This is a genomic window from Planctomyces sp. SH-PL62 (assembly GCF_001610895.1).
In the GTDB taxonomy this organism is placed as follows: domain Bacteria; phylum Planctomycetota; class Planctomycetia; order Isosphaerales; family Isosphaeraceae; genus Paludisphaera.
In genome coordinates, this window is the sequence record NZ_CP011273.1 from 5,958,040 (window position 1) to 5,970,472 (window position 12,433).

The 12,433-nt window shown below is 66.0% G+C and carries 12 protein-coding genes and 1 tRNA gene; 11 read left to right on the forward strand and 2 right to left on the reverse strand.

What is annotated here, in order from left to right:
- Positions 1-128 precede the first annotated feature (128 nt).
- From VT85_RS23295 to VT85_RS23305, 3 genes are all read left to right on the forward strand, one after another.
- Positions 129-2,003, forward strand: coding sequence for a M6 family metalloprotease domain-containing protein (locus VT85_RS23295; protein ID WP_197490964.1), 1,875 nt, complete (start codon positions 129-131; stop codon positions 2,001-2,003).
- A 131-nt stretch (positions 2,004-2,134) separates the two neighbouring features.
- Positions 2,135-3,550 carry a hypothetical protein gene (locus VT85_RS23300; RefSeq protein ID WP_068420369.1) on the forward strand — a complete coding sequence of 472 codons (1,416 nt, stop codon included), beginning with the start codon at positions 2,135-2,137 and terminating at the stop codon, positions 3,548-3,550.
- A gap of 51 nt (positions 3,551-3,601) precedes the next feature.
- A complete protein-coding gene (locus VT85_RS23305) occupies positions 3,602-4,036 on the forward strand; it encodes a DUF6508 domain-containing protein (protein WP_068420370.1) in 435 nt (144 codons plus the stop codon).
- On the opposite strand, the gene VT85_RS23310 is transcribed toward VT85_RS23305, so the two are convergent.
- Entirely contained in the window at positions 4,008-4,916 is a 909-nt protein-coding gene (locus tag VT85_RS23310; RefSeq protein WP_068420371.1) for a glycosylase, read from the reverse strand. The two genes, VT85_RS23305 and VT85_RS23310, sit on opposite strands and share 29 nt — an antisense overlap.
- A gap of 88 nt (positions 4,917-5,004) precedes the next feature.
- Here VT85_RS23310 and VT85_RS23315 point away from each other — a divergent pair.
- The 8 genes from VT85_RS23315 to VT85_RS23350 all read left to right on the forward strand — a co-directional run bounded on the left by VT85_RS23315 (position 5,005) and on the right by VT85_RS23350 (position 11,873).
- Positions 5,005-5,077: transfer RNA gene (locus VT85_RS23315), tRNA-Ala, on the forward strand.
- Between the two features lie 111 nt (positions 5,078-5,188).
- Complete coding sequence (locus tag VT85_RS23320; RefSeq protein ID WP_068420372.1) at positions 5,189-6,394, forward strand: tyrosine-type recombinase/integrase; 1,206 nt, start codon at positions 5,189-5,191, stop codon at positions 6,392-6,394.
- Positions 6,395-6,494: 100 nt separating this feature from the next.
- Positions 6,495-7,133, forward strand: a complete 639-nt coding sequence (locus tag VT85_RS23325) for a hypothetical protein (protein ID WP_068420373.1) — start codon at positions 6,495-6,497, stop codon at positions 7,131-7,133.
- A gap of 97 nt (positions 7,134-7,230) precedes the next feature.
- Complete coding sequence (locus VT85_RS30115) at positions 7,231-7,554, forward strand: DUF1580 domain-containing protein (protein ID WP_068420374.1); 324 nt, start codon at positions 7,231-7,233, stop codon at positions 7,552-7,554.
- Between the two features lie 77 nt (positions 7,555-7,631).
- Positions 7,632-8,366: a hypothetical protein gene (locus VT85_RS23335; RefSeq protein WP_068420375.1), complete on the forward strand. Its 735-nt coding sequence runs from the start codon at positions 7,632-7,634 to the stop codon at positions 8,364-8,366.
- A 3-nt stretch (positions 8,367-8,369) separates the two neighbouring features.
- Positions 8,370-10,232 carry a DNA polymerase gene (locus tag VT85_RS23340; protein WP_082858834.1) on the forward strand — a complete coding sequence of 621 codons (1,863 nt, stop codon included), beginning with the start codon at positions 8,370-8,372 and terminating at the stop codon, positions 10,230-10,232.
- Between the two features lie 234 nt (positions 10,233-10,466).
- Positions 10,467-11,399 (forward strand): hypothetical protein, encoded by a 933-nt coding sequence (locus VT85_RS23345; RefSeq protein WP_156513047.1) that lies wholly within the window; start codon positions 10,467-10,469, stop codon positions 11,397-11,399.
- 81 nt (positions 11,400-11,480) lie between these two features.
- Positions 11,481-11,873, forward strand: a complete 393-nt coding sequence (locus VT85_RS23350; RefSeq protein ID WP_156513048.1) for a hypothetical protein — start codon at positions 11,481-11,483, stop codon at positions 11,871-11,873.
- 125 nt (positions 11,874-11,998) lie between these two features.
- Here VT85_RS23350 and VT85_RS23355 read toward each other — a convergent pair whose 3' ends face one another.
- Positions 11,999-12,304, reverse strand: a complete 306-nt coding sequence (locus VT85_RS23355) for a hypothetical protein (RefSeq protein WP_068420378.1) — start codon at positions 12,302-12,304, stop codon at positions 11,999-12,001.
- Positions 12,305-12,433 lie beyond the last annotated feature (129 nt).

The window sequence follows — 12,433 nt, forward strand, 5'->3', positions numbered from 1 at the left end:
TCGTTTGCGAATTTCCTTGCGAACGCCGGTCCTTTTAAGCACTCTCCAGATTCTTCCTGATCAGGCGAATCGGCGTCGCGCGGCGAACGTCGAACCCGCCTGACGGCGAGGGACCTGAGGACTCGGCCATGAGCGCGATCTTTGGAGAGATGCTGACGTTTCCGCAGGCGAACGGCCCCGAGGTCCAGCTTCGGGTCTTCGGCGACGAGCATTACGCCCGTTACGAGGACGTCGAGGGCTACACGGTGGTCTACGACGAGGCGCTGGGACGCTTCTGCTACGCCGACCTGGCGGGCAATCGCCTGGTGTCGACCGGGGTGACGATCGACGGGCCTCCCCCTCCGGGGGTCGTCCGACACCTCCAGGAGTCGTTGACGGTCCGACAGGCCCGGATCGAGGAGCGGGAGATGCTCCACCACCCGCCCGAGGCCGCCGCCATGGAGAGCGTGGTCCGCACCTTCGGGCCGAACCAGGGGCTGCTCAACGGACGCCAGCTTTCGATCGGGACCGTGCGCGGGCTGACGATCCTCGTCAATTTCCAGGACGTCTCCAGCACGACGACCGCGAGCGACGTGGAGGAGATGCTCAACGGCGACGACTACACCGAGAACGGCAACATCTCCTCGGTTCGGCAGTATTTCCTCCGCGTCTCCAACGGCATGCTGGACTACACCAACACCGTCGTCGGCCCGTTCACCCTGAGCCGGAATCGGCGCGATTACGTCAACACGCTGCTGGTCGAGGAGGCTCTCCGGCTGGCCGTCGCCAGCGGCCTCGACCTCCGCCAATTCGATTCCCGGGGCGAGGGGATCATCGATGCGATCAACATCCTGTACGCGGGTCAGAGCCTCTACGAGAACATGCTCTGGCCGCACAACTCGCTCATCGACCTGCAGTTCGGCCCGATACGGACGAATCTGTACCTGCTGACCGGGCTCGGACGGAACCCCTCGGAGCTGACCATCGGGACCTTCTGCCACGAGAACGGCCACCTCCTCTGCCGGTTCCCGGACATGTACGACTACGGCAGCCGCGACGGCGATTCGCAGAACAGCTCGGGGATCGGCTACTACTGCCTGATGGGGGCCGGCAACCACCTCGACGACGGCCGCAGCCCGGCGCCGGTCTGCGCCTACCTGCGGGACCTGGCCGGCTGGGTCGATACGGTCGTCGACCTGAACGCCCCCGGCGCGCAGGTGGCCGAGGCCGGCCGGTACGACGTCGTCTTCAAGTATCGGACGAGCAAGCGCAACGAGTACTTCCTCGTCGAGAACCGGACCCGCGTGGGGCTGGACCGGGCCTGCCCCTCCAGCGGCCTGGCGATCTATCACTGCGACATCCTCGGCTCCAACGAGCGCCAGGAAGGGACGGCCGATCGGCATTACCAGTGCGCCTTGCTCCAGGCCGACGGCCGCCGCGACCTGGAGGCCAACCCGAGAGTGGGGGGGAATCAGGGGGACGGCGGCGACCTCTTCGGGCCGATGGGAGGCGTGGTCGTCTCCAGCATGTCGAACCCGCACTCCCGCGAGTGGGACGGCCGCGAGTCCGGCCTGATCCTCTCGGACATCGAGTTCGACGACGACGATCGGATTCGCTTCCGCGTCGGCGGCCGCGCCGCGTCGCAGAGCGTCCGCGGCGAACAGGCGACGGAAGTGCGAATCCCCGACAACAACACCGGCGGCGTCTCCAGCATCATCTCGATCACCGCCTCGGGGATCGTCCGTCGCATCAAGGTCGACTTGGAGATCCGCCACCCCTTCATCGGCGACCTGGTCGTCGAGCTTCTCGCGCCTTCGGGAACCCGCTCCATCCTCCACTCGCGACGAGGCGGGGCGCAGGACGACCTGATCGCCTCGTTCGACTCCGAGCGCCCCGGCGAGTTGGCCTCGCTGGTCGGCCAGCCGCTGCGGGGGAACTGGGTGCTCCGCGTCTCCGACCGCGCCCGTCGCGACGTCGGCCGGCTGGTGAAATGGAGCCTGGAGGCCGAGACCGCCTCGGCCTGAGGCCCGCCGCGACGCGGGCGAGGATCGGACGCGCGAACGATCGAGACGATTGCCACGCCCGCGCCGCCCCTCGACAATGGACCCTTCCTCGCCCGCGAGGCCCCAACGAGAACGCCCCTGGAGCTTTTGCCATGCGCCGACCGACCGTCGCGTCGATGTTCGTCGTGCTCGCGATCCCCGCCGCGCTCGCCCTCGCCCCGACGCCGGCCCGCGCCGACGAGCCGATCAAGCTCCTGGCCGAGAACCCGCGGTACTTCGAATTCCGGGGTCGGCCGACGCTCTTGATCACCTCGGGCGAGCACTACGGCGCGGTCCTGAACCTGGACTTCGACTATCGCGCGTATCTCGACGAGCTGCATCGCCACGGCCTGAACAACACCCGGACCTTCGCGGGGACGTACCGGGAGACCCCCGGCTCGTTCAACATCCGCGACAACACCCTGGCGCCCAAACCGGGCCGGTTCGCCTCTCCCTGGCTCCAGGTCCAGCAGCCGGGCGAGCCCGAGAAGTTCGACCTCGACCGCTACGACGACGCCTACTTCGCAAGGCTCAAGGACTTCCTGACGCTGGCCGCCGAGCGCGGCGTGGTCGTCGAGTACAACCTCTTCTGCGTGCTCTACGACGACGGCCTCTGGGCGATCAACCCGATGAACGCCGCGAACAACGTCAACGGAGTCGGCGGCTGCCCGCGAGGCGAGGTCCTCACGCTCCGGCACGACGACCTCACCGCGCGTCAGCTCGCGTTCGTGAAGAAGGCCGTGACCGAGCTGAACGACTTCGACAACCTCTATTACGAGATCTGCAACGAGCCCTACTTCGGCGCGAGCCTCGAATGGCAGGCGAAGATCGCCGCGACGATCGTCGAGACCGAGCGGACGCTGCCGAAGAAGCACCTGATCTCGCAGAACTTCGCCAACGACAAGGGGAAGATCGAGCGTCCCGACCCCAACGTGTCGTTCTACAACTTCCATTACGCCGTCCCGGAGGCGGTGACGGCGAACGCCCACCTGAACCGGCCGATCGGCGACAACGAGACCGGATTCAAGGGGAACGACGACCGCGTCTACCGGACGCAGGCCTGGGAGTTCCTCCTGGCCGGCGGGGCGCTTTACAACAACCTGGACTACTCGTTCACCCCGGCCCACCCGGACGGCTCGGCCGAGGTCAAGGAGCCGACCCCGGGCGGCGGCGGCCTCGCGCTCCGCAAGCAACTGGCCATCCTGGCCGAGTTCCTCCGGACCCTCGAAGTCTGGACGATGAAGCCCGCGCCCGAGATCCTCCGCCCCCAGGAGAGCAAGCTGGCCGAAGGCGCCCGCGCCAGCACCCTGGCCCGCCCCGGCGTGTATGCGATCTACATCGACCGAGGCCCGAAAGCCGCGCTCGCCCTCCGACTCCCCCCGGCGTCCTACCACTTCGAGTGGATCGACCCGAGGTCGGGCGACGAACTCGCGCACGGCGATTTGATCCTCGCCGATGCGGAGGCCGTCGCCAGCCTCGAATCGCCCGATTTCGCCGAGGACCTCGTCCTCAAGATCCAGGCGAGGTGAGCCCGGTCGCGCCGTCCCTCCAGCCCCCCTCGTCTCGCGAGGCCTGCGTTCATGTCGCCCATCACCGACGAGCAGATCGACGCCATCCTGCCGTACCTCGACCACTTCGAGGCGGCCGGCCCGAGCTATGGGATAAGATACGAGCCGTCGAGCGACCCGAACGTCATCACCCTGCCCCGCTTCCGTTTCGACGAGACGGCCGGGGCGTTCTTCCGGGCCCTCTACGACCACGGATGGATCGCGACCGATTTCGACTGGGGCGGCTGGATCGACGCGGCGCAGCAGCTCACGGAGACGCCGGGCGCGATCGAGGCCGCCGACGCCGAGACGATCCGCAAGCTGCTCACAACCCACGTCCGCTACGACCGCTTCTGCGACGACCACCTGGCGGTCGTCTTCGCCGAGGGCCACATGGTCAGGCTCCTGCGACGCCTGCGCGCGATCCGAGAAACCCGGCTCAGTCCCCAGCCGGCTCGAACACCTTGACGTTCGGGTGCATCGTGTAGAGGCGGTCTCCCTGGGGCGTCGGGACGAGCACGGCGCTCGAGCAGTTGTCGCCGATGATCGGATTCCTGGGATACTTCTCCCACTGGATCAGATCCCTGGAGCGGGCGACGTTCGTGGTCCAGTCGCGGCCGCCGGCCTCGGCGAGGGCGTGATAGAAAAGATAGTAGAAGCCGTCGCGGCGGACGACCTGGTTGACGGCCACCGCACCGCGGTCGAAGGGCTCGGGGCCCCGGGCCAGGACGGGTTCGTCCTTGACGTTCGTCCAGACCTTGAAGTCGCGGCTGGTCGCCAGCCAGATCGCGTCGTCCCGGCGCTCGTAGAGGAGATGCCAGACGCCGTCCTCATACCAGGCGGTCGGCGTGCCGAACGAGCCGGGCCCGATCGGCGAGCCGTCCACCTTGCGGACGTCGAGCGACCCGTGGTCGGTCCAGTGGACGCCGTCGGGCGAGCTCAGTCGGTGGATGATGTCGCCCCTCCCCTCGGCGAACATCTGGTACGTCCCGTCGGCCCGGACGACGCAGACGTCCTCGACCCACGATTTCGCGAACACCGGATTTCCGGGGTCTCGCCTCCAGGCCTTGCCGTCGCGCGAGGTCGCCCTCCCCAGCGCCATCCCCCCGGACCGCTCCGAATCGAAGCCGGTGTACCAGAGGGTGTACCCGTCGCCTTCCGGCAGGATGAACCCGCGCTCGCGAATATTTCGATCCCAGGTCCCCTCCCCCGTCCCCTGGAACACCGGGTTCCCCGCGACCGGACGCCACGACGTGAACCGCCAGGGCTCCTCGCCGGCGACCCGCCCCGCCCCGCCGAGGACCAGGCATCCCATCCCCAAAACCCAACGCACCAGCGACTTCCGCATTCCGATCATCCTCTCGCCCTGAATCGCCCAGGTTCGCCTTGCAACGACGGCCCGCCGTCGCTACTCTATTCCTAACCCGAAGCAGATCGGGGCGGTAGCTCAATTGGGAGAGCGCAGCGTTCGCAATGCTGAGGTTGAGGGTTCGATCCCCTTCCGCTCCACTAGTCCTAACTCTCGCCGAATCCTTGCGTTAGGATACCCGCCGTCGCTCGGCGGTGCGGCCGAATGACTCCAAGAAAGCCGGTAGTCTACCGGATTTGGAGATTTGGCCCATGTCCACGCCCACCCGCCGGACGCCCACCTACCGGCATCACAAGCCCTCCGGCCAGGCGGTCGTCACTTTCGACGGCCGAGACTTCTACCTCGGCCGGCACGGCTCCCCCGAAAGTCGGGGGGAGTACGATCGCCTTTTGGCCGAATGGCTCTCCAACGGCCGTCGGCTCGCGACTCCGACGGCCGAGGCGGATCTCTCCGTCAACGAACTGCTCCTGGCTTACCTCCGGCATGCCGACGGATACTACGTCAAGAACGGCAGGCCCACCGTCGAGCCGGGGAACATCCGGTTGGCCGTCCGGCCGCTTCGGCAGCTCTACGGCCACACCCCGGCCCGGGAGTTCGGCCCCGTGGCCTTGAAGGCGGTCCGGGGGGCTATGGCGGAGGCCGACATTTGCCGGTCCGAGATCAACCGCCGCATCGGCCGCATCATTCGCGTCTTCAAGTGGGCCGTCTCGGAGGAGATGGTCCCCCCGTCGGTCCATCAAGCCCTGCAGACCGTCCCGGGCCTCCGGCGCGGCCGGGCCGACGTTCGGGAGTCGGAGCCGGTTCGGCCGGTCCCCGATGCCTTCGTCGACGCCATCAAGCCCTACGTCTCGCGACAGGTCTGGGCGCTGGTCGAGTTGCAGCGTCTCACCGGCATGCGACCCGGCGAGGTTTGCGTCATGCGAACGGCCGACATCGACACTTCGGGCAAGGTCTGGACCTACACTCCCGAGCGGCACAAGACCGAGCACCACGGCCGGGAGCGGCGGATCTATCTCGGCCCGGCGGCCCAAGCAATCCTCCGACCGTGGCTCCGGACCGAGCTGACGGCCTACCTCTTCTCTCCGGCGGAGGCGACGGCCGAGCGGCGGGCCGCGATGCGGGAGCGGCGCACAACTCGCGTCCAGCCCTCGCAACGGAACCGGGCAAAGGCTAGGCCGGAGAAAGAGCCGGGCGAGGTCTACACCACGGAGAGCTACCGCCGGGCGATCGCCTACGGGGTCAAGCGGGCCAACGCGGATCGGGCGAAACGGGGGGAGCCGGAGATCCCGTCATGGCACCCGCACCAACTCCGCCACTCGGCCGCGACCCGGCTCCGGAAGGAGTTCAGCCTGGACGTGGCGAGGGCCGTCCTCGGCCATAGCTCCCCGGTGGTGACGGAACTGTATGCGGAGTTGGATGGGGCCAAGGCGGCGGAGGCTATGGAACGAGTTGGATAACCGGGGACATCCGAGCGGCCGGCCGAGCATGGCCGGCCGTTGCACAGGGGTCGCATGAATGTCCGATTATATCTGGTATCGCCCACTCGACCGATTCGGGATGCTGGCGATCGATCTGCATGAATGTCGATGGTTCCACGTCCGATCCTTCGACCCGGATGTCGGCGCCACCGGCCTATCCTACTACATGACACGAGACGGCCGATGGATCGGCTGCGAGGAGGAAGAAGACCTGATCGATGAGTCGACGCGTGGGCCGGTTTTCGGCATCACCAGATCCTACTTCGAAACACGTCCCGAAGAGGTCGCGCACGCCTTGCTAGAAGACGTGACCAATAGGGGGCGCCTCTGTCCCGAACTCGAACCGTACCGCGAGTTCGGGGATTTCGGGACATACCACGAATGGGAACGTCGTCTGTGGCAACTGGAGGACGACCCCGAGGAGCGCGGGAGGTACGCTAGGCCGAGGTGGGACCAGGAGTCGAGGCGTCTGTACCTTGGAACAGCGATCTGTCTCGAATACGCCAGGCGTGCCGACAACCAATTCATACTCTTGGAAGCCTTTGAGTCAGCCCGCTGGCCAGAGTCCATCCCGTCACCATTCCGCAGCGTGTTCCAGCTGAATCAGACGATCAAGGATATCGGACGCAAGCTGCCCAAGCCTGCGCCGCTGCGGTTCATCTGCGGACCTAATCGAGCCATTTGGCGACTGGAAACCCGGTTCCCATCTCCTAGATAACCCGCATCTCCCGCCCAACTCCCGGTTCAACTCCCCGCGATTCGCGATGTGATGGATCTAGCGGCGAACGATTGTGTATCGCTGCCGGAGGCATCACATGATTGATTCCCAGTGCGAAAGCGTCGTCACGCTCGCCCAAGCGGCGGAGGAACTCCCCCGTCGGCGTCGGGGGCGGAAAACCCACGTCAGCACGATCTACCGTTGGGCAACGGCCGGTTGTCGGGGCGTCGTGTTGGAGTCCATTCAGATCGGTGCGACTCGGTGCACGAGTCGGGAGGCGTTGCAACGATTCTTCGAGCGCCTCTCGGCTCCCGTCCAGGCCGGAGCCGGGAGCGCTCCGAGCCCTTTGGGCCGGACTCTCGCCCAACGTCAGCGAGCCTCGGCGGAGGCCGACCGCAAGCTGAGCGAACTGGGGGCTTGAAACGGGAGAGGCCGTCGGGGAGGTGATCCCGACGGCCTCTCATGACTCACGTCTCGCTAACGAAGGAGTTCAGCCAGATGAATCCTAGCAAGAGACCTACGCGCGGGGAATCCCGCGATGCGGATCATGGACAGAACGGCCTCCCGCTTGACCGCTACGGGGCCGACGACGAAACCTCGCCGGACGTCGGGGCCGATGGCCAGGCGGCCTCCGTCGGCCTCCCAGACACAGCGGAGACGCTACGGCCCGGTTCGGCCGATCCGTTCAACCTGGCCTCGCTCCGGCTCTCTCAGGATTACGCGTCGGCCGTCAGCGTCAAACGGCTCATTACGACGATTCCGGTCCGGAAGCCATCCCGGGAGTGGTTCGTCCGGACCCACCCCGATTCGTCGTATCGGCTTTCGACGTCGGTCCTCGATCTGAAAGAGGACCGGGAGGTCTACCTCGTCGCGCAGGGCCTCTGGCCGGAGCTGGCCTCGGAGGCGACGTTCTCCCCCCGGTTGCTGGTGACGGCCGTCAACCGGCAAGGCGTGCTGTTCCTCTGGCCGATCCGTCTGCCAGGGCCCGACGGCAAGATCGACGATTGGAGCCGATCCGCCCTGGACGCGGCCGAGGAGGCCAAGTCTCGATGGGTCCGAATCACGGCCAACATGAGCGCAGGCGCTTATGACATCGCCGTCGCCACGGGCCCGGCGACGGAGCCGAGTTGGCCCGACCCGACGTTCCAGGAGATCATCAAGATCGCGTTCCGGGACAAGATGGTCTCCGACTGGTCCCACCCCGTCCTCCAACGCCTGCGCGGGGAGGTCTGATCGATGCCTCCCGGACATGGCTTGGACGCCTACCGGGAGGTCTGGCTCGCCGATTTCGAGTTCTCGGCCCCACCAGGCGAACGGCCCACCCCCGTTTGTCTGGTGGCTCGGGAGTTCCGGTCGGGCCGGACCATCCGGCTATGGCAAGACGACCTCCGGGGCCGTCGGCTCCCGCCCTATCCGATCGGTCCCGATGCGCTGTTCGTCGCCTACTTCGCATCCGCCGAGCTGGGTTGCCATCTGGCGTTGGGTTGGCCGCTCCCGGCCCGCGTCCTGGATCTCTACGCGGAGTTCCGGAACGTCGCCAACGGCCTCTGTCCGCCCAACGGGTTCGGCCTGCTGGGGGCGCTGATGCGGTACGGCTTGGACGCGATGGACGCGACCGAGAAGGGAGCCATGCGGGAGCTGGCGATCCGGGGCGGCCCCTGGACGGCGGAGGAACGGGAGGCGTTGCTGGCCTATTGCGAATCCGACGTCCTGGCGTTGTCGAAATTGCTCCCTCGGATGCTGCCGGAACTCGATCTCCCCCGGGCCGTGGCCTGCCGGGGCCGATACATGGGGGCCGTGGCCACGATGGAATGGGCCGGAGTTCCGATCGACACGGAAACCCTCTCCCGGCTCCGCGAGGGTTGGGACTCCGTCCAGGAGCGGCTCATTCGGTCGGTCGACTCCCGCTTCGGCGTGTTCGACGGCCGGACGTTCAAGGCCGAGCGCTGGGCCGGTTGGCTGGCCCGATCGGGCGTGTCGTGGCCGAGGCTCGAATCCGGGGAGCTGGCGCTGGACGACGACACGTTCCGGGAGATGGCCCGGAGCCACCCCGACGTGGCCCTCATGCGGGAACTCCGCATCTCCCTCTCCCAACTGCGCCTCCGCGAGTTGGCGGTCGGGTCCGACGGCAGGAACCGCACCCTGCTGAGCCCCTACCGGGCCAAGACGGGCCGGAACGCTCCCTCCAACTCCCGTTTCATCTTCGGACCGTCCACATGGCTCCGGGGGCTCATCAAGCCAGGGCCGGGCCGGGCCGTGGCCTACCTCGATTGGTCGCAACAGGAGTTCGGGATCGCGGCCTCCCTCTCCGGGGATGAGGCGATGGCGGACGCCTACCGATCCGGAGACCCCTACCTCGCGTTCGGCAAGCAAGCCGGGCGGATTCCGAAGGTCGGGACCAAGCAAACCCACGGGGCCGATCGGGAACTCTTCAAGGCTTGCGTGCTGGGCGTCCAGTACGGCATGGGCCCGGAGGCGTTGGCCCGGAGGATCGGCAAACCGACGGCCTACGGGCGGGAGCTGTTGCGGCTCCATCGCGAAACCTACCCGGCCTATTGGCGATGGTCGGGGGGGGCCGAGACCCACGCGATGCTGCTCGGCCGGCTCCATACCGTGTTCGGCTGGACCCTTCACGTCGGGCCCGACGCCAACCCGCGTTCGCTCCGGAACTACCCATGCCAGGCGAACGGGGCCGAGATGCTGCGGTTGGCTTGCTGCCTGGCGACGGATCGGAGTCTCCCGATCATCGCTCCGGTCCATGACGCGATTCTGGCGGAGGGGCCGGCCGGATCGATCGAGGAAATCGCGGCCGAGACTCAAGAGGCGATGGCGGAGGCGTCGGCCGTCGTCCTGGACGGGTTCCGCCTCCGATCCGACGTCAAGATCGTCCGATCGCCGGAACGCTACATGGACGATCGGGGCCGGGAGTTTTGGGGCCGCGTCATGGCGTTGCTTCCCGAGAGCCGGGAGGCCGACCGCCGGCCCCCCGTCCGAGCATGCCAGGCTTGGCTCCCGTTGGTCCGGGACCCGAGCGGGATCGCCGGGGGGGGCCGTGTTGGATTGCAAGCGGACCCGTGCGGAATCGCCACCCCCGCCTAACTCTTACTCTTCTATCTTCCTTTTCTGAATGTAGGGAGGGTCGGTCGGCAGCGTGATCGTTTTGGCCGGGGCTGTCGAGCTTCCGCTGCCTGATCGGGGTTCTGGCAGGGGGACTGGTAGTTGCCCTGTCCTCCCTCCGCATCAGGCTGCCCCTGCGGGGACCCAAGCCGTGGCGCGATAAACTGACGGCCTGTCCCTTTTCCGCCCTCTGATGCGTTGCACCGACCTGCATGCTTGCTCCGCCCCGCCTCGTCGCCTATCCTGGCGCGCCTGATTTCAGACGAGACGGAAGAGGGCGAATCAGTGTCGGCCAAGAAACGACATCACCCGAAACACTGGCTTCGTTGGCATGTCAACGGGCTGCTGAAGTGGCTCAGCACAAATCGCCTAGCAAACTGGGTCAGGGTGGTCGCTGCGTGGACGATCTGGTCCACATTAATAGCAATTCCTTACTTCAAGTTCAGCGAAGGCCGCGATTTCAGAGGCTATCCCTTTCTTGAGTGGATCTCCGGGAGGCAAGCGGTCTTCATTCTCGGCCTGCTCATCCTCCAGACCCTCTGTCAACTGGCCATCTGGGTTCTGGGATTCTTCGAGGAACAGAACCTAAAGAAAATTCATAAAGCGCTCGACTCGATCGCGGAGAATCATTTCCCTGGGGTGGATCTCAACTCGCACAGCGCTAGGGCGACCCTGTTCAAGAAACGATGGTTCCCGGGCCTAGGCTGCTGGTTGGGCGTCGTCGACCGTTCGGGGCAAAACCACCGTCGAATGCGATCCATCTTCTCGGTGGACGACCACGACGAAAGAGGAAACACGGGCGTCGCCGGGACGTGCTACTGGAAGGCGCGGACGATCGTCTGCGTCGCCGAACCTATCGAGCTTACCGGCGAAAGCGGAGAGGTCGCTACATCGGAAAATACCGAGGCACGCGACGAGGTTTGCAACGTTTACAAGAGGAGGACGTTCTTGACGGACGAAGAGTATTCCAGGCTATCGATGAGGTCCTGCGTTTTCCTGGCCACCTGCATTAAAATCGACGGTGAGAAATGGGGCGTCCTCGTCCTCGACACGACGGATCTGAAGGCTGCCCCCGGAGAGAAGCAGAAAAAGCAGCGAACTGGACGCCTTGAGCACGCCACGGAACTCCTGAGCACCTTCCTGAAGTAAGGGAGATCCGAAATGCCTCGCCATGTCTGGGTCAACTCCGATCGACTGGAACGCGGCCGAGCCGTCCGCGATGTCGACGGTATGGAGTTGATCGTCGAGGTTTCGCCTTACAGCATGCCTAAGGCGGCGGTAGGAAGGTACGAGAAGGCCAAAGGCTCGTTCCTGATCGAATTCAGGTACATCGACAACGAGCCCGCTTCGCGAAACCCGAGGTCGATCAACGGGGTGGTGATCCGCGAAGGCAAGTACAGTCGCAAGATCCTCAGCATCTCCATTCCCATCGACGAACCACATCTGAGCAAGATCGGCTTCATTTCCCTCCAAACGAAGATCGCCCAGGCTTTCCGCGAGCGGGTGAAGGACGTCGTCGATCCCGATTCTCCGAAGGGTCCCGACGTCCTTAATCAGGAGGTCGCCGAAGAGATCCTCGACGAAGCGACGCTCAAAGAACTCACCGCCGAACTGGTAGGCTGAACCATCACGCCCTAGGCCGCCCACTGGATGCCGACCCCGCCGGTCAGCCAGCGGACCTGATCGCGGAGCCAGTTCCTCGGAGTCCAGGACTCTCGTCGAGGCCGCGCCGAGCGGCTCCGACCCCCTCACCTGAACGTCAGCAGTCCCACCCGAAGCGGCCCCCGATGCGAGGCGTCCATAAGATCGACCTGGGCGTGTAGGACGCGATTGACGAGCGGGTGATACACCAGCGCCGGTCCGACCTTGGCGGGCCACTTGTAGCCGACCAGACTGGCCGCCTCCGTCGCGTTGCCGGTGGTCTTCCACAGGTACGCGTCGATGAACGCCCGTTGCTTCTCGGTGAGGCTCGGGACGCGAGGGAGCTTCTGCTTCCGTCGGGCCCGTTCGATCTTCGACACGAGCTTGAGGAACTGCCGGTCGGCTCGGCTCATCGCTGCGTTCTCCCAGGTGACGCGGCGGGGACGGGTCAGGAATCCTAGATGCAGTCCCCGATTCTTTCGCTGCTAGCAGGAACCGGCTCCTAGTTCCCCGCGACTCGGGAATTCCGGTACTGGCGTCGT

Coding starts and splice junctions, on each gene's coding strand:
- VT85_RS23295 (WP_197490964.1), top strand. CDS start 129: ATGAGCGCGATCTTTGGAGAGATGCTGACGTTTCCGCAGGCGAACGGC.
- VT85_RS23300 (WP_068420369.1), top strand. CDS start 2,135: ATGCGCCGACCGACCGTCGCGTCGATGTTCGTCGTGCTCGCGATCCCC.
- VT85_RS23305 (WP_068420370.1), top strand. CDS start 3,602: ATGTCGCCCATCACCGACGAGCAGATCGACGCCATCCTGCCGTACCTC.
- VT85_RS23310 (WP_068420371.1), bottom strand. CDS start 4,916: ATGCGGAAGTCGCTGGTGCGTTGGGTTTTGGGGATGGGATGCCTGGTC.
- VT85_RS23320 (WP_068420372.1), top strand. CDS start 5,189: ATGTCCACGCCCACCCGCCGGACGCCCACCTACCGGCATCACAAGCCC.
- VT85_RS23325 (WP_068420373.1), top strand. CDS start 6,495: ATGCTGGCGATCGATCTGCATGAATGTCGATGGTTCCACGTCCGATCC.
- VT85_RS30115 (WP_068420374.1), top strand. CDS start 7,231: ATGATTGATTCCCAGTGCGAAAGCGTCGTCACGCTCGCCCAAGCGGCG.
- VT85_RS23335 (WP_068420375.1), top strand. CDS start 7,632: ATGAATCCTAGCAAGAGACCTACGCGCGGGGAATCCCGCGATGCGGAT.
- VT85_RS23340 (WP_082858834.1), top strand. CDS start 8,370: ATGCCTCCCGGACATGGCTTGGACGCCTACCGGGAGGTCTGGCTCGCC.
- VT85_RS23350 (WP_156513048.1), top strand. CDS start 11,481: ATGGAGTTGATCGTCGAGGTTTCGCCTTACAGCATGCCTAAGGCGGCG.
- VT85_RS23355 (WP_068420378.1), bottom strand. CDS start 12,304: ATGAGCCGAGCCGACCGGCAGTTCCTCAAGCTCGTGTCGAAGATCGAA.